The sequence below is a fragment of the Neobacillus sp. SuZ13 genome (assembly GCF_030123365.1).
Lineage (GTDB): Bacteria > Bacillota > Bacilli > Bacillales > Cytobacillaceae > Neobacillus.
In genome coordinates this window covers 2183839-2203015 of record NZ_CP126107.1, presented here as the reverse complement: position 1 = coordinate 2203015, position 19177 = coordinate 2183839, and the positions used below count along the sequence as shown (strand labels likewise).

Sequence of the window (19177 nt, the reverse complement as noted above, 5' to 3'; positions counted from 1 at the left end):
TATGTTTGATAATAATGTTTTCCTAGAAAATACTTGTAGAAATATAGTAGAATCTGGTCACGTTACTGGATTTGAATTAAAGACCAATATTACCTATTACCGGGGCATTCCGCTAAGCATGGTTAATGATATTGGCGTTGCAGTCGATGGCGAAAAGATTGCACGTGAACATATTGTGTGCTCAGTTGATGAAATAGATTGGTTTACTTTAGATGAAATGGAAACCGTCACTTCCTATAAATGGGAATATGGTGAACCGTTAACAGTAAGAGTACTCAAAGAAGGTGGGTTATCTAAGGGGAATCATGAGGTAGCTTTAGATGTCGTTGTTCGTACTGCCTATATACCTGTTCCCTTAGCGGGACGTAAGGTAAGAACTGTCGAAATCGCTTAAAAAAATGGGAGAGGGTAAAAATCTATGAAAGATTTTTACCCTCTTTTTTTATTTAGCCGAAAATCATCTCTCACCAAATAACAAATTTAGCTCAAACAACCGCACCTCATGGGGTTGAAGTTCCCCTCTTAAAACAATCGTATGATTCTCAACAAGGGAATGCTCTACTTTCATATAAGGAACACAGATTTGTTTAAAATAATCCACTTCATCTGATTTGATGTCATTTACCGCACCAAATTTCAACCATTCATCTAGTACACTACCATGATTGCGATTCAGTTTTAGTTCTTTTACACGATATTTCCCATTCGCAATACCTTGAATTTCCAATGAAAGGTTTAAAGGCTCATTGTTTTCAAATATATCGTATTGCTCGTGGATTCCTGTACTGCCCTCGGGATGTAAGTAATAAGAATAATTGAAATGTTTATAGTTAAAACACAATATTTGATAGCGATCACCCGACTTTTTTGTAACAATATAATTGTCACCTTTAGCCACTAAAATCTCTCCTAATTGTTTTAACAGGACGAATGCATGGAAACTCGGTTTTTTGATGCCATTTTTCGTCACCAGTCCGGCACCGCCATGTAATATGTTCTTAGAATCTCTAAAATCACTAAATATATCAGAACTTAACCAATATCCCATCATTTTCAAATGATTTTGATTCAAATTTTCAACAATATTCTTTACCATATATGAGGCTTTAAAGCTGCTATCATTAAGATAGTTACGATTTGAGATAGAAATATTCCATTCAGTCACGTTCAGTTCTAAATTCTCAAATCCTGCTTTTTTCAATGATTTTCTCACATCATTCAACTTGTTTAATACATAATGAGGATTAGTGGAATGTAAATTTTTAATAGGAACCCGGTATTTATCACGATCGATTTCAATGGGATAAAGATAAATGGACAGAAAGTCTGGTTGGATTTCTTCCTGCTTCCATTGTTCCAGTAACAAATCCAGTTTGTCACCTTCTAGGTCCATACTGAGCCCACATCCTCCAACCTTTGCACCAGGTACAAGTTCTTGTGCCGTCCTTTTAAATTCACTAAATATTTTAAAATACCTATCAAATCGAGGATCTTGATTATTCTTCATTTTAGCTAAGAAATCTTTTTCTTCCTCTGCGTTACTATTAAGTTCCTCCATCGGCCGCCACAATTCAAAGTACCAGGTCTCGACTTCTTCAATTCCATAACGTTCGATGCATTGTAACAAAAATGCCGTCACGAGATTATGCCATTCCTCCAGTGTCCTTTCACTGCTTACGGTTTGGATGACAAGAGTCTCCCCAATTGCTTTTTGAATGATTTTTGGTTTAGGACCCATTTCAATAAAGGGTTTTAATTTATTTTTAATGAGAAAATCCAATAATTTGTTAGCGTTAGAAAAATTGTAGGCGATGGTTCCTCCAGAGCGATCTTCTAAAAGCATATCGTCCCCAAACAATCCCCAAAACCTAGCATAGGTAAAACCGATTTCCGATTGTAGAAAGTTGATTTGCTCTTGCATATCTGAATTCAATAAATCTTTTGCATATCCAATATTGAGTAATCGGTTCCAATACTTTACAAAAGAATCGGTTTTTCCAACTTTTATTATTTCATTATCCGCAGTACTTCTGGATTGAGGTAATGCTTGAACACTTTTGTCCTCGGTATTTTTAAGATATTGGCGCAGCTCGGTAAGTGCTTCATTCGTTTCTAGATTGCTTATATCATTAGTAGATTTTGTTTCTTTCTCTACTGTTTCTGACATTTTCTTTCTGTATTCAACTGGTTTTAATTGATAATTCTCATTAAATACTCTGTTGAATGCCGCTAAATTTGGAAATCCATTATCTAAAGCAATACGAGTGATCGGCTTATTAGAGTTCACTAACTCGTTAACTGCATGGGCTAGACGGATTTCATTTACGTATTGCGAAAAGGTTTTTCCTGTTTGTTTTTTAAAAAACTTAGACAAATAGGGAACCGAAATGTAATGCAGACCGGCTACCTCTTCTAACGTTAAGGGCTCACGATAGTTGCTCTGCATGTACTCAATGATTTCTAATAATCGATCATTTTGTCCTTTACTAGTCGAATAGCTCTGTATTTCAAACTGATTTGTGCTTTTCAAGTAATGTAATTTTAGAAATGAAATTAATTTAAATGTTTTCTCTAAAGACTCAACTTCGGAATCATGTCGTTGCTGCATATATACGGACAGTAGTTCTTCAACGATTATTCTTAGTTCTTGATTAGGAGATTCACCCTGTTCCACTGAATTGCAAGTGAATAATAGATTTTTTTGAGCCAGCAAGGAGCTTAATTCCAAATAATTAAAATGAAAAACAATAAATAAATTATCCTTCTCCGATTGAAAAGAGTGAAAATCATTTGAATTCACTAAGATAAAATCAGCTTTGTCCAGGTGATAGGTATTCCCTTTGATTTTCACTTGGAGCTGACCTTTTATTACATAGATTAATTCAATTTCTCGATGAGCATGTTCCAGGTTACTCTTGTTACTCATAACGGAAACAGTTATTAACTTTGAATCTATTGAAGTTTGGAAAATATGCGTACCACTCAAGTTCAATCACCGCCATAAGAAACTAACTCTAGTTTTTTTTAACTACTATTCTTTAATATAGCATAAATTAAAATAATAGTTCGACAATTTTTTTATCCGAAAGTTGTTCTTAGTTATTGTTAAAAAAAAGGTCGAACAGGAAAAAAGACTCGAATTTCCAAAAGAAAATATTGGGTAATATTTACCGAAACGAAATAATATACAAGTACTATTGCTCCAATTTTCTAAATATAATATTTTTTCAGTTAATAACCATTTCTATATCTGGTAATATAATGAATAACTCCCAACTTTTACTATTAATAACAAGAAAAATGGGATCAATTACATACTGTAGGGAATTTTTATGAAAAAGTTTTCAAAGGCTATTATTCCAACTGCCATGGCTCTAACCATGACTCTATCATCTCCTGCAATGGCCGAACCTCAATCAAATCCAAACGGACCTTATATCGAGGATGAGCAAAACATCTCATTATCAAGCTATATGTCAAATGAGGAACTAGCCAAAACTTTACAGAAACTTGAAGCATCATCTAAAGGGAAAATGAAGTTAGAGGTTGTAGGATATTCCAATCAAACATTAGATGGATATCAGACCGAAGTCGATAAAGGAGATCCCTTGTATGTCGTTAAATTCGGTAATGCGGATCCAAACAAAAAAAGGATTTTAATTACGACGCAAATTCATGGTAACGAGCAAATTGGAACCGAGGCAGCCATTGATATTATTCAAAAACTATCTAGCGGCGGCCAGGAAATAAACGAAATACTAGATAAGGTCTCCATTTGGATTATGCCAAGAATTAATCCAGAAGGAGCAGATAATACATTCGAAGGAAAATGGTACCCTACCCGTTATACACACCAAACTTGGCTTCCAGCAAACATAAATCTTCCTGCAGGTACCGCGGCGCCATGGTACTATAATGCAGTTGGCGATGAGAGAGGCCAGACAAATGATGGCCGTGTGGTCTATGGAATCCCTGGTTATGACCAAAACCGAGACTACAATCCGAATTTGGATTTTAGGGTAGAAAATACAGACAAGTCTAAAGTGACAGCGTTTTTAAATAGCAAAGCAACAAATAACAGTAATTACGGCGGCTTTTATGTAACAGCCGAGGCCAGAACCGTTACAAGCGTATTTAAAGAATTTAAACCAGATGTATATGTTGATGTTCACCACCGTGGTTTCAATATGCTTTCAGATGAAGATAACAGATCTGTTCCAGTTCAAGTGGCAGCTGTAGTAGCAGACCCTTACAAGGATCCATTCTCAGGTAAGCAATATGAAGTGGATGAAGACGTATTAAAGCTTGGCAAACAAGTTAATGCGCTGGCCAATCTCGCTCTTCAAAGAGGGAACTCGCACTATGGAGCTGTGCAAAAATATCCTGATGTTAACCTTCCAGGTACCGCTCTAGGCGCGTTTGCATTAAATGATGCAGCCATTATGTTGATTGAACTCAAAGGACAAAGCCAGACACTTGGACAAAAACAGGCTGGAATGCTGAAAGAAACAGTAAAAGTACCATTATTTGAGGTATTTAAAGGACTTGCGGACGGATCGATTCATGATGTGGATACAGCAATTTATGATGCGATTCCAGAATCAACCAATAGAATTGAAGACCCAACTACAAGGGACTAATTCATGTATGATAATTTAACATGTTAAATTAAACTGACCCAAAAGGATGATGAAAAATCGCCTTTTGGGTCAGTTTTTTCTATTCTATTAATTCTTACTAGATCCTATATCTTATATTACTCCTTGTGCAATCATGGCATCAGCTACTTTTACGAATCCAGCTATATTAGCACCGACAACAAGATTCCCTGAGGCATCGTAATCTTCTGAAGCTTTCATACTCTTACTATATATATCTTTCATGATCCCTTGTAATTTTAGGTCCACTTCTTCTTGTGTCCAAGCCAGCCTTGCACTATTTTGCGCCATTTCTAACGCAGAGACTGCAACCCCACCTGCATTTGCTGCTTTGGCAGGAGCAAATAAAACATGTTGTTCGATAAACGTCTCGATAGCTTCAAGAGTTGAAGGCATATTTGCACCTTCGCCTACTGCCTTAACCCCATTCGAAACTAAAATTTCTGCCGCTTCTTTATTTAACTCATTTTGTGTTGCACAAGGTAAAGCAATATCACATGGGATTGTCCAGATGCCTGAACACCCTTCTTGATAGATTGCATCTGGATGTTCTTTAACATATTCAAAAATTCTTTTATTCTCGACTTCTTTTAAACGTTTAAGCGTATCTAAGTTAATTCCATTAGGATCATAAACGTAGCCATTGGAATCGCTGCATGCAAGCACTTTTGCACCAAACTGGTTAGCTTTTTCGATTGCATAAATGGAGACATTTCCAGAACCCGATACTACCACTGTACTTCCTTCGAAGCTTAATCCATTATCCTTGAGCATTTCTTCAACAAAATATACTAATCCATATCCAGTCGCTTCTTTACGTCCTAAACTTCCTCCATAACCAATGCCTTTTCCGGTTAGAACACCTGCTTCAAATGCGCCTTTTAATTTTTTATATTGCCCAAACATAAAACCGATTTCTCTCGCCCCTACTCCGATATCCCCAGCGGGAACATCAACATCCGGCCCGATATGCCTGCTAAGCTCCGTCATAAAACTCTGACAGAAACGCATAATTTCAAAATCTGATTTCCCTTTCGGGTCAAAGTCAGAACCGCCTTTTCCACCGCCGATTGGCTGCCCTGTTAATGAGTTCTTAAAGATTTGCTCAAAACCGAGAAACTTTATGATACTTGCATTAACTGAAGGGTGAAAACGGAGACCTCCCTTATAAGGTCCAATCGCACTGCTAAACTGAACACGATACCCTCGATTCACTTGTACATTTCCTTGATCATCTACCCATGGCACTCGAAAGCTAATTAATCGCTCAGGTTCCATCATTCTTTCGAGAACTGCTTGCTTTATATATATTGGATTTTTCACAAGGACAGGTATTAAAGAATCAAGTACTTCTTTAACAGCCTGCTGGAATTCCCCTTCATTTGGATTACGTAATTGAACCGTTTTAAATAAACGATCTACGTAATCTTTCACGATCTGCATTTGATTCTCTTCTACTCTGTCCAGCATTTTCATCTCGGTCAGCCCCTAATGTATTATAAAGTTAAGAAAATTCCCTTTTCTTACGTGTATTTTCATTTTATAATTTAATAATTAATAGTTTCAATCTTAATTTACGATGAAATTAATGCGTTTAACGCATTAAAATGGAGTGAAATGAAAATGGAGACAAGGCAAATTCAATATTTTCTAGAAGTGGCAAAAAGAGAGCATGTAACTGAAGCAGCAGATGCCTTGCATGTTGCCCAATCTTCCGTTAGCAGACAAATCTTCAATTTAGAAGACGAATTAGGTGTAAAACTCTTTATACGTGAGGGAAGGAGTGTAAAGCTAACCCCTCTAGGCAGAATTTTTTATGAACGGATGCAACAAGTATGGTATTTGATGGAGGATGCAAAGAGAGAAGTAGAAGAAAATTTAAATCCTGAAAAAGGAACTGTACGAATTGCATTCCCTATTAGCATGGCGGCCCATACATTGCCTTCCATCATTTACGCTTTTCGTACTCGGTACCCAGACGCGAAATTTCAAATGAGCAATGCCCTTTATTATGATTTAATTGATGGTGTTGTAAATGGAGAATTTAATTTGGCCATGATTGCACCCATGCCCAATCAGGATAAAGAGAAAAAAATCAAAGGAGCTACGTTATTTACAGAAAATATCGTGGCCCTTATCCCTCTTCATCATCCATTATCTGATCGGAAAACAATTCGGCTGCGGGATTTAAGGAATGATTCATTTTGTGTCCTTCCTGAAGGGTTTGTATTTCGTGAACAAGTGGTTCAAGCATGTAATGATGCAGGTTTTTCTCCACAAATCGCCTTTGAAGGAAAAGATATTGATGCATTAAAAGGGTTAGTCTCTGCAGGCTTAGGTGTAGCATTGATGCCAGAGATGACATTGGTAGATAACACCCCGCGGTCTACCGTGGTGATTCCAATATCCGATGCGAATCTGACTCGAACAGTCGGTGTCATCTATCCGACGCAGAGAAAACTGCTTCCCACCGAAGCATTATTTTATGATTTTTTGCTTGAAACTTATGAAAGATTAAATGAGTTTCGGAATTAATATGTTCCTAGCGTCCAGAAATAGAAAAAGAGGCAGGCCTTTAAAAGGTCCTGCCTCCCGATATTTAATGATTACTGTACCTGTAATGGAGACTGCCGTTTGAATTTGACGATAAAAAATGTCAAAGTTGCAGCCAGGAATAAGACAAAGAAAATCGCAATGTGCCCGATATTATTCCACATATAACCAAAATCACCGGTTGAAATAATCGACCTGAAGCCAGAAATCGAATAGGTCATAGGTAAGTATTTCATTATATTTTGCAGGAATGTTGGACCTAGTTCAATCGGGTACGTTCCTGCACTGCCTGTTAGCTGCAATATCAAGATAATAACCGCTAAGAAACGTCCAGGATTATCAAGAGCTGTAACAAGGAATTGAATGATGGCTAAGAATGCCCAGCTCGTAAATATACTTAGCATAATGAAATATGGAATGCTCTTCACTTCGAGTCCAAGACCCAACAGCATAACCGCATCGACTAAAAGCGCCTGGCCAATTCCTACTACTAAAATAACACTTGTTTTTCCAATGAACCATCTAAAACCGTTTTTCGGCTCCGAGGCTGGTTCAAACATTGGAAAAATAACTGAGAGCATCAGAGCACCGACAAAAAGACTAAGTGACAAGAAATAAGGTGCTAATCCACTACCATAGTTTGGAACATGATTCATCTTGTTGTTCGATAGTTTTACTGGTTTAGCGAACATATCATAAACTCGATCATTGGCTTTCACATCACTGGCATCCTTGGCTCCGTCAGACAGTTGATCACCCAATTCCTTTGAGCCATCCACTAGTTTAGTCATCCCGCTGTTTAAATCCTTTGAACCACTCGCAAGGGCGGACATGCCGTTATTTAAATCTTTTTCACCCTGATATAACGATGTGGTTCCAGATGCTAATTTATTTGCGCCTTGTGCTAACTTATTTGTCCCTTCATTCAATAAAGTGGAGCTGGATGATAATTTCCCTAACCCTGAAGTTAGGCTGCTTGAACCACTTTCAATTTGACCGAATCCTTTTTGTGCTTCAACCATCTTTGTACCAAACAGGGTAAGTCCTTGGGTTAACTGTTCTTGACCATTTAATACCTGTTTAGCCCCGCCAGATAATTGGTTAATACCATCAGCTAATTGCTTTTGACCTTTATCCAACTGATTTGCACCTGCGGCTAATGAATCAGAGCCTTGCTTTATCTGCTCAGCACTGCTAGACAAATCGCCTACACCAGAAGCCACCTGCTGGCTGCCTTTCGATAATTTTGTCAGGCTATCCTTTAATGCGTTTAGTTTTTCCTTCTCTGTTGGATCAGTCGTATTATCCTCCATGCTACTTACTTGGTCGAGCAGCTGCTGAAGGCCTTGACTGACCGTGTCGGCACCGGACTTTGTTTGGTCTGCACCTGTCTTCCATTTATCTAAAGAAGCTGAGAGCAGCTCAGAACCATTTACAATCTGCTTTGACCCGTCTTGCAGTCTAGGAACATTTTCTGCAGCAGATATTAAACCATCAGATAATTGCTTCGTGCCATCCTCCGCTTTTTTCGCACCTGCTAACAGCTTCGTATTGGCATCTTTCATTTTGGTGAGGCCAGTGCTGAATTGCTCCAATCCGTTTTGGAGCCGCTCTGAACCCGATGAAGCTGAAACAACTCCATTTGAAAAAGCTACAGATTTATCCGCTAAAACCTCAAGGTTTTGCTTGATCGTCTTGGCGCCATCATCTACTGATTTTGCACCATTCGCTAATTTTTCTGCGCCGCTGTTAGCAGATGTAATTCCATCTGATAAACTGCCGGCCCCTTCTTTGGCTTCTGCCATCCCGTTTGAAAGTTCCCCTGCACCATCACTTGCCTTGTTCAACCCTTTAGCTACATCCTTTAAACTGTCAAACATAGATTCCGCATAGGTTTTCGTTACGGATTCGGACACGGCTTCTTTAATTTTTTCAATAGCCGAATCGCCGATTTTGGATGATAAATAGTTATTACCTTCATTAACGGTATAGATCAGATTTAGTTTTTGGGGATTTTCACTTTGCAGTGTCGTGGCATTTTTTGAAAAATCTTTTGGAATTTCAATCTCCAAATAATAATCTTGATTCTTCAAACCTTGTTTTGCCTTTTCTGCACTGACGAAATTCCAATTAAAAGTTTTTTTCTCTTTCAAGTTCTCAACTAAATCACTGCCAACTGTTATTTGTTCTCCATTGTACTCGGCACCGTGGTCATTATTGACGATTGCTACAGGCATTCTGTCCAAATGGGAATATGGATCCCAAAAGGCCCATAAGTAGGTTCCACTATAAAGAACCGGAATCGTCATCACACCGATAATGGCGATTAGCAATTTACGCGTGCGAAATATCCGCAGAAATTCACTCGTCACAGAAGGGAAAAATCTCATGTAACTCACCTCATTCATTCATTCTACTTCTCAACTCGGCCCGTCATGACTATAATCCCCATTTAGTCATTTTAGGATTAAAAAAAGAATATTATCACCTGATTGACCATTTTAGTTTTTTAGTCATTTATAAGACTTTGTTATAATACCACAACTTATTTTTAGTTTCAACCATTTCAATGTTGATATTTGTTTTGAGAAAAGACCCTCAAGTCAATACTAGTAGTGGAGAAGAAAGAGAAAAAACCATGCCCGATCAGATGGAACGGCTGATTCATGAAGGGAAAATTGAGTTAGGAGAAGATCACTATGACCAAGGAAGAGGTAGTTAAACTTTTAATACTTATAGAATCGGTATATCCCAACTGCGTATTTAAGGACGAGACGGTCCAGCAATGGTTCCAATTTTGTTCTAAAATGGATTATGAAAAAGTAATGGACCGGGTGAAAAACCACATTCGAAAAAGTCCATTTCCTCCTGCATTTGCTGATATCGCTGTATTCGCTTCTGAAGAAAATGATTTTCCAGAAACATTACAAATATGGTTGTGGAAAGGACGGGAGAAAATGAAACATGAATGGAAATCCGACCAATGGCTTGCAGAGTATTCAGCAAGATAAAAAATAAACCGAAAATATAAAGTTTCATTAAGAAACCTTATATTTCGGTTTTTAAAGTTTATCTGTATGAAGTTATAATAACCCCACTAATTGAAGACCATGAGTAATTCCATTGTCGTCAACGGATTTTGTCACATATTTTGCGACTGCCTTAACACTTTCTTCCGCATTCCCCATTGCCACACTATTTTTTATGGTTGTTAGCATTTCCAAATCATTAAGCCCATCACCAAAGGCAAATTGGTTTTCTTTTGAAATACCTAGTTTTTCGACTATTTTTTCAATCCCTTTTGCTTTTGAGCCACCATTAGGGAGCACATCGACTGAAACAGGATGCCATCTTACAAAATCAAAATCACGAAATTCCTGTTCATATTGTTTCTCTTCCCCTTCTTGACAGAAAAGGAGAGTTTGAAACAGCTCGCGTCCTTTGTAATAATGCGGATCGTGCGAAGGAAAACGGCTAATTTTTAATGTTGCGATACTTTCTGTAATGTAGCTATGCTCTGGTACATTCGTTTTCATATCCTCGTGATCCATAAAGACTACCGGATGATTGTTAAGAAGAGCTGCTTCTGTTAACTTTTCAATTGCTGAGGCATTTAAAGAATTTTTATATAACACTTCGCCTCTTAACACGACGTATTGTCCGTTATAACTTACAAATGTAGTAATCCCTAATTCTTTTCGCAGATCCTCAAACATAAACGGAGCTCGTCCAGTTGCAATGGCTACTTCATGTCCAAGTTCCTTTAATTTAAAGATGGATTCTTTCGTTGAAAGCGGTAATTCTTTATCATGATTAAGCAAGGTTCCATCTATATCAAAGAATATAATGCTTTTATCGCTCATTTTTAGTTCCCACTTTCGATGTGTATTTTTAAATTATTATGTACCATTATAAATCACTCGAACAATACAGCCTAATTTTTTGTATTATACCTCAGGTTTAGTTATAGATATCCCCAAGGATTTTGGTCTGTCGAGAGTATCAGCGGCTTATCAGAGAGTATTCCACACTTAACCGAGAGTATCGCCCGCCAATCACTACAAACGTTTCCCGAGTACAAAAAAAATCTCACCTTCCAGAAAGAAAGTGAGATTTTTATTATTTTATTGAACGACTGCCTCGCCCTGATAAATCCGAAATGCTGGAACAATCGTGTCTGAAACAATTTCTTTTCCTTTTTCACGGATGAAGTCTAATTTATAATAGGCGTCAAATCTTTGGCTGATTTCCGTTTTTACCAGTTCTGGCGGAGTAACGACAATGAATTGGAACTTCAGTTTTTCGGCAACTGCGAAGATTGGGTCAAGGACATGTGCGGATGCAGCCTGGCCGAATGGATTATCACAGACTAAAGGGACCCAGCTTTGATCGTTTTCGCTTTTGACGGATAATAACATCATCATCATCACCATTCGGGCTGATAACTTCTGTCCGCCGCTGCCATCGGATTTCGTCTTAGAACCCTGATTAATTGTCTGCCAGGTTGAATAATGTTCTTTTTGCGGTTTGCCGTACATAAAGGCATTATCTGTACGCATATTATAGACGAGCAGCTCAGGGTATCTATTCCTGAGTGAAACAAATAAAATTTGCTCATCACTTATGAGTTGTTTTATTTCTTCATCTAATACTCGATTATTGTCATCAATCATATCAAATTTTTTGGTAATTTTGTTAATCGCAGTAACAAAGTGCTGCTTTAGCAGGGGTTCGATATCTTCAGCCTTTTTAGGTAAGATATCTTCTTTGAGCTGGACGAGCGGGAAGGATCCCCGTTCATTTTTTAGCTTCATTTTCGAAACCATGGAACGAATGGCCTCTGCAATACTCATCACTTTCATGCTGGCACGGCTGGCCCAGAAGTTTTGAGCTTTTTCTGCTCTTTCTTTGTCGCGTTCTAATTGTTCCAATCCACTTTGTGAAAAACGTTTCATATTTTTAACGATGGTCTGGATATGCGTATAATGCCTTGTATCCATATGGTCTAGTGTCGTTAACACTTCATTTTTAAAACGAATCTCCCAATCTTTTCCTTCAATCGTAAGCTTTAAATTCCTTAATGATTGATCGATTTTCGCATGTTTCTCTTGCCCTTCTTCCTGAATCAATTGATGTTCTTCACACCAGGATAAGATACATGCTTTTCCTTGACTATTAATTTTTTCGAGATCATCATTTGTAAATACTGCAGCTTCCTCTTTTAAGATAACGGATAAAGTTAACAAATCGCCTTCATAACCCGTAATTTTGGTTACCGTTTCTTTTTGGCGTTTCTCTGCCTTCTTTACTTCTTCTTTCGCTAATTTCGTCTGGTCCTTAATTTCAACTTCCTTGATTTCTAAGTCCAGGTCTTCCCACTGTTCTGGCTGTTTTTCATGTTTCTCGACTTTCTTTCCTGCCTTATCACGCTGTTCAGCCGCATGCTTTAAAGACGTTTCCGCCACCGTTACAGCCGTTCCTTGTTCCCGTTCTTCTTTTTCTGCAGTCTTCGCTTCCTTCTGTGCAGTTTGCAGCATATTTTCTAATATACTTAGAGGTTCATCGGGTTCTGCTGCTTTATTCCAATCCTGATCATGAACAGTTAGTTTTTTCTCTAATTTCTTTTGCTGCTTTTGTTCGGTTTCTCTTTTTGCTTGAAGAACGAGTAATTCTCTAGCCTGTTCTTCTTTAGATTTTTGAAGCTGTTTTAACTCTTTCATACTGCCGTTTATCTCTTGTAGTAAATGCGTTGAAAGATGTGGGACCTCTTCACATTGGTCTGCTTTTTCATCCGCAGGAAAAGCTGCTTCCTCTATAAAGAACCGGATTTCCTTTATATTTTGCTCCGTTGTAAGTTTCCATTCCACATACGTTTGATTCCACTGGTTTTGTAATTCAACTGTATTCTGGTGGTCTTTTCCTATTTCTTGCTGCTGAACTCCTAAGACTTCCTTTAGCTTTTCTTTCTCTAGTTTTACCCGTTTATTTTCATGGTGAAGAGTTTTTTCTTGATCAAACTCCTCTAATCTTTCTACATTTCTTGTAAGTTTCTCCATCTTACCTTTTGTCTTTTCCAGTTGTTCTTTTAACCCAAGCTGTAATTCTTTTTCTTTTTCTTCTTGTGTTTTAATTTCCTGCAATTGCGTCTTTTTAGAAAGTAGAGCGTTTTGTTCCTGATTGAGAACTTTTTCGATATCACTAGAAAGCTCGCTTGATAAAAAACGATCAATTTCTTTTAAAATACGACGCAAGGAGATTTCTGTTTTTTCAATTTCAAGAAGAGTATCTTTCTTTTCGTCTATTTGTTTAGCAATCGTTATTTTCCAGCTAGTGAATTGATTTTTATCACTTAAAAGTTCTTTCTCCGTTCCGTTAATAATTACAAAGGTTGGCTGGTGATTTTCACTGTTCATTTCCTCACGCATGAAAATCGGTACAGGACTTTTAAACATCCTTCCTGTAAGAACCTGCTGATTAATTTTTTGCCATTGCTGCCCGCTTACGACCAACCCGTATGGGAGGAGCGGATACTTCATAAGTGAATGAGCCATTTCCGATGCACTTAATGATTGGAGAAATTGGGTTCCATAAAATACATCAATCCCAGTCTTCTCATCGATCCATTCCTTTAATTCCTTCACATCTTTATTTGCGATCCAGAAGGGCTCATCGTTTAAGGAGTGGTCGAGTTGTGTTTCCCAAAGTTCCTTTTTGATTTGTTCAGCTTGTTGGCGGTTATTGCCTAGTATTTCTTCTAATTGTATCGCATACTTCGATAAGAGAGATTGAGTAAAAGGTGCCGTGACATCATCAATTAAACCAAGAAGCATATCTAATAGTTTTGCCTCTTTTTTCTTTTGCTTTTCATTTGCTAAGTTTAAGTCTTCACATTTTTCCTCTGAAAACTGAATCGATTGGACAAGCGTACCATGCGAAGTGGCAAGTTGATTTTGCTTTTCGCTAGATTCATGATCTTTTGCTTGCAACTCAACTAATCCAGACTTTTTATCTTCAATTTGTTTCAAAAGACTCTCGATCAAGCCCTTTAGGTCATAGGTTAAGCGATCGCCAAATTCTTTAATAAGTGCTGCTTCCTTCGACTCAAACGCATGCATTTGCGTATAAAGAAAATCAATCTCCGTACTAAGCTGAGCCATTTCTTTTGTCTTTTGTTTATCCTGCTGCAACAGCCCCGATGCCTTTTTATGTAAGAACTTTTGATACCCCACATACTGTTTAACACCATCTTGAATCAGAAGATAGGATTGCTCCCATTGCTTTTTAGCTTCTTGTTTGATTTCTTCCATTCTTTGATTCACTTGCTCTAAGCCGCTGTTTTGTTCCAAGGTCGCAATCTGCTGTGAAAGAGAGCGAATAGTTTGTTCATTTTCACTCCACTCTTTTAATAACAGCTGAAAGTCCAGTTGTGCTTTTCGTTCCTGTTTCTCTTTAACGATTGCTTGTAAGGAAGAATGTTTCTCCCTTTCTTCTACTAATTTCTTATCCCATTGCATGACCTCTCTGTGAGCTTTAGCAAACTCTAAATTTTCTTTTTGATAACGTAAATTTTCCTGTCTAATAGCTAATTTTTCTAGGTCTTTCTCTAACTCTTGCAGCCTTGCCTCTTCCGATTGCTTTAAGTGTTCTAAGGCACCAAGCAGTTGTCTTCCTGTCTGTATACTTGCATGTACAATTTCTTTATGTTCTACTCCTTTTGCTAAGTGCTCTTCAAATGGAACAATATCTTCTAAAAACTCTTTATGGGCTTGCTCCCTCTTCAAGAGTACAGGCAGGTCTTTAGCGATACTTGCCTGACTTTTGAAAATCTCCACAAGATCATTCTTTTGATGTTCGGTTCGAATCAACACTTGACTTACGGTAGGAATGATTCGTTTTTGAAAGAGAGAATGATCATCCTCAGCTCCCTCAAAATATTTTCCAACGCCGCCTTCATCCTTATTAATGTCCTTCATAATATCCCAGTCTTTACGATTAATTCCGTATGTATCAAGGATACGATAGTGCTTCTTCGGATCTCGGTAAACGTCATATCCATTCCATTTTAGATAATCCTTCAAGCTTTCCGTTTCAGCAACCTCACCATTTTCATAGAGTGGAATATGCTCAAGCGATGCTTCTTCTTTTCGTTCAAATTCTCTCGTATAAAAGGTGAAAATAGGAAGGATCTTTGCTTCCTGTTCCAAAGATTTACCTTCATGTCCACCTTCTTCATTCATAGAGATCCGCTGCTCTGCTGAGAACATTCCGCCAGTTACTAGATGCCGGCTGTCCGCCCCATCTAATTCCCACTGAATAAGAACATGAAAGGTATAGGGAATAAATTGCTCTTTATTGTTAAAGAAGAACTGCTGATAATAACGATTGTTTTGTTTTCCCCACGAAGTTCCAGGTTTGAGTATTTGGAATATGGTCTGGAGGAACACACCTTTCCCACCCCCATTCATCATTGCAATGAGCCCATTTGTTGATGTCTCATCATTATGAAAATTAAAAGTGGTATCTTTATACTGCTTTTGCATGCCATCATACTTGAGGCCAACAATTCTAATTCGATGGATTTTCGGCATGCATATCCTCCTCTGTAGTCATTAATTTTTTAAAAACTTCATAACGATCGTAATCGTGATATAAGTATTCGATCCGCTCAAAAAGCTCTTGTTTTGGAATAACCTTAGCTATATCGTCCCGATCAAGAATGACAATTAGCCCTTCCGTCTCTAATAAGCGCATAGCGCTGGCAATTAAACCGATTCGGGTCCGTCGATTACCTTTTTTACTCCCATAATCATCTGTGTCAACCTCCATGTATTTCCATGTGGTCACAACTTCCTTCATATCAATCCGTTCTTCTTCACCGAAGGTCAGTTCAACTTTAAGAACGCTCTCCCATTTCATCATTAAGTCATTGACTTGCCGTTCTAATGCATAGTAACTAATCCCTTCCCGCTTTGTGCGGATTTTTGCAGCCTGGTTGCGGTCTATGGCTGCTAAAAAAGACATAATGACAACGCTAATCAGATGAAAGTGTTTTTTCGTTTCAACTTGCCGATGCTTTTCTTTCATATGAGTAAAATTCGTAGCAAAGACAGAGCCGGTTGGCTGAACAACTAAGTGAATCCGTTTAGGCGATTCAATGATATATGTACCTGATTCGTCTGCTAATAAAAGAACCGTCTGTCTTACTTCCGGATCAAAATACGTCTGAAAGTGTTCGCTATTTTCGTCGATGACTTTATCTTTTAATAGAGTAAAATAGACAGATGATGCTCTTTTGATTGTTTCTGCATTCATCATTTCTCCTCCTGAACACATATTTTAAAAGGGGTAATTTTCATTTGATACCATAGAAAAGGCTCCGCACGATGGTCAAACATGGTATAAATCTTTAAGCCTTCGAAGACTTGAAATTGCGGATATTCTTTCATTAATTTATAAAGAAGAATTTCCCTCTCATCTGTTAAGGTTTCTTCCTTTCTATGCAGCACTTGAACCTTCAGCGGCTTTTTATCGAACATCATCCATAAATCAATCGTTTCAGATTCTTCAAACCATAAATCCTGTACTTCCAATGGCATCTCGGCTAAATCAGCTAACGAGAACTCTCCGTTTGTTTGTAAAAATTGAAAAACATAACTCCATGCCTTAATAACTGAATCCCAGTTCGTCACTCGCAAACGAGTAATACTTTCTTCAGCCTCTTCTTCGATTATGGCATCTGTAAGTTGTTTTTCATCAAATTCTTGTTCTCCCCAAATCCAATCGAGCGGGAGAATAAATTCATTTTTCGGTGAAAATAACGGAGAAAGGACACCTTCTATCGTCTCGAAATCTTTGACCCCTTCCTTCATGAACCAGTTTTCATAAAAATGCTCTCGAAATGAAACGAGACTATTTTCCCAAAACAATGAAGGATTTTCAGCCTTTAATTTCATCTCATAGGAAATATTTTGAATGACTAGCTTTGCAAATCGATCATGTAATTGTCGTGTATGGCCAATCTTTTCTTGAAGAAGTATCAATTCTTTCTGCATATAATCATCTTCTTCATTCCTGCGTTTGGTCTTTTCTATCATACTAGTAATGGTACGGAAGTGATTTTTTTCTTCTTCAAATTGCTTTTCAATTTCAACCCGATTGTCGGCCCTTTGCCATTCCTCTTCCATCAATAAGATTTTGGGATTGTTGATCATTTCTTTTTGAAAAGTGAATTCATTTGCCATTAAGCGGTTTACTCGTGAAATGAGGTGATCGAGGTTTCGCGTAGCTTTTCGAAAATTACCGTTTTTAATCAACTGCATACTATAGAGTTGTTCTATCGTAATGGAGAATTCCTCTGCCATTTCCCTGCTCATAAAAATCATTTCCTGAGCGACATCCGTGAGTTTATAAACAATCGATCCGCCTATTTCTAAGTTCGTATATAATTCATCCATCGTGACATATCGGTAGGTTTGCGTTTCCCATGATTGTCTGATTTCATCGTAATATAGGGCTTCAAACGGTTTACTAAACTCTTCCTTTCCCTGATATAAAAGCCCACTTGTAATTCGTTCAATTTGCTTATCGTCTGCTAAAAGCTTCATTTGCTTAATCGAATCTTCCACCATATATTTGATATCGGATTTACTTCGATGATCATCATCATTTAATTCTCGATAAAAGATGGTGAGGAGCACTTGCATAAGAATGGTTTGGATATGGGGTTTTAGCTCACCTACTTCCATTCCCCTCCCAAGTTCAAACAATGGATTTAATCGTTTCATCCGCTGGGCGAAACCTTCCCATGATTCGTTCACATCCATCGCCTCCATGTTTCGATTGTTAACACTTCTTGAGCTATCCGCTTATTTTCCTGCCATAAATTCTGTAATTTCATTTGCTCTTCTTCGGTAAACCATTGAAAGAATAAATCACGGTATTTGAGGTTTTGTGTTTGACCTTGTTTTTGGTCATTCCTTTGTTCTAGACATTCCAGCATCTTTCGGTAAATTTTTAAGGCCGGCTGAATACAGCAATCTGGATATTTTTCGATAAGCCGAATGAGGATTCCGTAACCTGCAGCATCAAGATCACCTGCATAATAGAAAAGATAGGGTTTAGGTGGAAACATTCTGAAGAAAAAGGAAAAGCTCCGTTCAATTTTCGTTCCTTCACCATAAATAATCAGGTCCGGTTCATAGTCGAGTTGATTTCCTTCCAATAGCTTAATGGATGTATGAAAGAAAGATAGATTCTCGACGATTAGAACTCTCTGAATATCTTTCAATTCTTTCCCTTGTTTCATCCAAAAGACAAAAGGCTCGCCATAGTTCACCATTTTAAGTTGGTCTTCTCCAATGCCAATTCTAGCTAAAAATCCTATTCCATCAGGAAAGCTATCACTATCGAGTAAGAATTTTTCATGACCAAAAAGCTCCAGGCTTCTTTCTTCGACTGACACGACCTCCCGTTCCTGACTGGACTTTAGAAATGTATAGACATTCTGAATTCTGTTCCATTCATCTTTCGTTTGCCATTCGGAATGCCGTTCATAAAAGGAAAAATCAAACTGATCACCTAATTTCATCATCTCGAGTCGATCCCATTGGTCTTCTTGAACTTTTAAATTTACCCAATAATATAATGATAGAGAAGGTGTTCTTCCATTGAATTGATTGTTTAGGATAGGAATTAGATGTCCTTCTGCTTTCAATGTATCAATAGCACGATAAAACAACGAATATCCATCCATTTCAAAATAATCATCCATAAGTTTCCGTAACTGAAGTTCTAAATCGTTAATATTTATTTTCTTTTTTTGTTTAGGGTGTTGAATATCAGCTATAAAACCTCTCACCCTTGTTTCAATGATGTCGATGGTATTCACCTACTTAAATCTTCTTAGTTTCATAGGACTAGACTATTACTATTCAATTTGGACATCCTTTTATTATAAACTAGTTGTG

12 protein-coding genes are annotated in these 19177 nt (G+C 37.7%); 4 read left to right on the top strand and 8 right to left on the bottom strand.

Annotated features, from left to right (window positions below):
* Position 1: 1 nt before the first annotated feature.
* Positions 2–394 carry a C-glycoside deglycosidase beta subunit domain-containing protein gene (locus tag QNH17_RS10560; RefSeq protein ID WP_283878633.1) on the top strand — a complete coding sequence of 131 codons (393 nt, stop codon included), beginning with the start codon at positions 2–4 and terminating at the stop codon, positions 392–394.
* A gap of 63 nt (positions 395–457) precedes the next feature.
* On the opposite strand, the gene QNH17_RS10555 is transcribed toward QNH17_RS10560, so the two are convergent.
* On the bottom strand, positions 458–2986 hold the full coding sequence (locus QNH17_RS10555) for a GH39 family glycosyl hydrolase (protein ID WP_283878632.1): 2529 nt from the start codon (positions 2984–2986) through the stop codon (positions 458–460).
* Between the two features lie 346 nt (positions 2987–3332).
* Between QNH17_RS10555 and QNH17_RS10550 the strand changes: the two genes are divergently transcribed.
* The gene (locus QNH17_RS10550) at positions 3333–4640 is read left to right on the top strand and encodes a M14 family zinc carboxypeptidase (protein WP_283878631.1); all 1308 of its coding nucleotides are present in this window, start codon (positions 3333–3335) and stop codon (positions 4638–4640) included.
* 111 nt (positions 4641–4751) lie between these two features.
* Here QNH17_RS10550 and gdhA read toward each other — a convergent pair whose 3' ends face one another.
* Positions 4752–6134, bottom strand: a complete 1383-nt coding sequence (gene gdhA / locus QNH17_RS10545; protein ID WP_283878630.1) for an NADP-specific glutamate dehydrogenase — start codon at positions 6132–6134, stop codon at positions 4752–4754.
* Positions 6135–6281: 147 nt separating this feature from the next.
* On the opposite strand from gdhA, the gene gltC reads away from it, so the two are divergent.
* A complete protein-coding gene (gene gltC / locus QNH17_RS10540) occupies positions 6282–7193 on the top strand; it encodes a glutamate biosynthesis transcriptional regulator GltC (protein ID WP_283878629.1) in 912 nt (303 codons plus the stop codon).
* A 71-nt stretch (positions 7194–7264) separates the two neighbouring features.
* Here gltC and QNH17_RS10535 read toward each other — a convergent pair whose 3' ends face one another.
* On the bottom strand, positions 7265–9601 hold the full coding sequence (locus tag QNH17_RS10535) for a YhgE/Pip domain-containing protein (protein ID WP_283878628.1): 2337 nt from the start codon (positions 9599–9601) through the stop codon (positions 7265–7267).
* A 309-nt stretch (positions 9602–9910) separates the two neighbouring features.
* Between QNH17_RS10535 and QNH17_RS10530 the strand changes: the two genes are divergently transcribed.
* Positions 9911–10222 (top strand): replicative helicase loader/inhibitor, encoded by a 312-nt coding sequence (locus QNH17_RS10530; RefSeq protein WP_283878627.1) that lies wholly within the window; start codon positions 9911–9913, stop codon positions 10220–10222.
* A gap of 72 nt (positions 10223–10294) precedes the next feature.
* Here QNH17_RS10530 and QNH17_RS10525 read toward each other — a convergent pair whose 3' ends face one another.
* From QNH17_RS10525 to QNH17_RS10505, 5 genes are all read right to left on the bottom strand, one after another.
* Positions 10295–11074, bottom strand: coding sequence for a Cof-type HAD-IIB family hydrolase (locus QNH17_RS10525; protein ID WP_283878626.1), 780 nt, complete (start codon positions 11072–11074; stop codon positions 10295–10297).
* 261 nt (positions 11075–11335) lie between these two features.
* Positions 11336–15799, bottom strand: a complete 4464-nt coding sequence (locus QNH17_RS10520) for a coiled-coil domain-containing protein (protein WP_283878625.1) — start codon at positions 15797–15799, stop codon at positions 11336–11338.
* Positions 15777–16523: a DUF6063 family protein gene (locus QNH17_RS10515; RefSeq protein ID WP_283878624.1), complete on the bottom strand. Its 747-nt coding sequence runs from the start codon at positions 16521–16523 to the stop codon at positions 15777–15779. The genes QNH17_RS10520 and QNH17_RS10515 overlap by 23 nt, the downstream gene beginning before the upstream one ends.
* Positions 16523–18034, bottom strand: a complete 1512-nt coding sequence (locus tag QNH17_RS10510) for a hypothetical protein (protein WP_283878623.1) — start codon at positions 18032–18034, stop codon at positions 16523–16525. The genes QNH17_RS10515 and QNH17_RS10510 overlap by 1 nt, the downstream gene beginning before the upstream one ends.
* Positions 18025–19098 carry a Wadjet anti-phage system protein JetD domain-containing protein gene (locus QNH17_RS10505; RefSeq protein WP_283878622.1) on the bottom strand — a complete coding sequence of 358 codons (1074 nt, stop codon included), beginning with the start codon at positions 19096–19098 and terminating at the stop codon, positions 18025–18027. Before QNH17_RS10505 ends, QNH17_RS10510 begins: the two co-directional genes overlap by 10 nt.
* Positions 19099–19177 lie beyond the last annotated feature (79 nt).

Coding starts and splice junctions, on each gene's coding strand:
- QNH17_RS10520 (WP_283878625.1), bottom strand. CDS start 15,799: ATGCCGAAAATCCATCGAATTAGAATTGTTGGCCTCAAGTATGATGGC.
- QNH17_RS10515 (WP_283878624.1), bottom strand. CDS start 16,523: ATGAATGCAGAAACAATCAAAAGAGCATCATCTGTCTATTTTACTCTA.
- gdhA (WP_283878630.1), bottom strand. CDS start 6,134: ATGAAAATGCTGGACAGAGTAGAAGAGAATCAAATGCAGATCGTGAAA.
- QNH17_RS10535 (WP_283878628.1), bottom strand. CDS start 9,601: ATGAGATTTTTCCCTTCTGTGACGAGTGAATTTCTGCGGATATTTCGC.
- gltC (WP_283878629.1), top strand. CDS start 6,282: ATGGAGACAAGGCAAATTCAATATTTTCTAGAAGTGGCAAAAAGAGAG.
- QNH17_RS10530 (WP_283878627.1), top strand. CDS start 9,911: ATGACCAAGGAAGAGGTAGTTAAACTTTTAATACTTATAGAATCGGTA.
- QNH17_RS10560 (WP_283878633.1), top strand. CDS start 2: ATGTTTGATAATAATGTTTTCCTAGAAAATACTTGTAGAAATATAGTA.
- QNH17_RS10550 (WP_283878631.1), top strand. CDS start 3,333: ATGAAAAAGTTTTCAAAGGCTATTATTCCAACTGCCATGGCTCTAACC.
- QNH17_RS10525 (WP_283878626.1), bottom strand. CDS start 11,074: ATGAGCGATAAAAGCATTATATTCTTTGATATAGATGGAACCTTGCTT.
- QNH17_RS10510 (WP_283878623.1), bottom strand. CDS start 18,034: ATGGATGTGAACGAATCATGGGAAGGTTTCGCCCAGCGGATGAAACGA.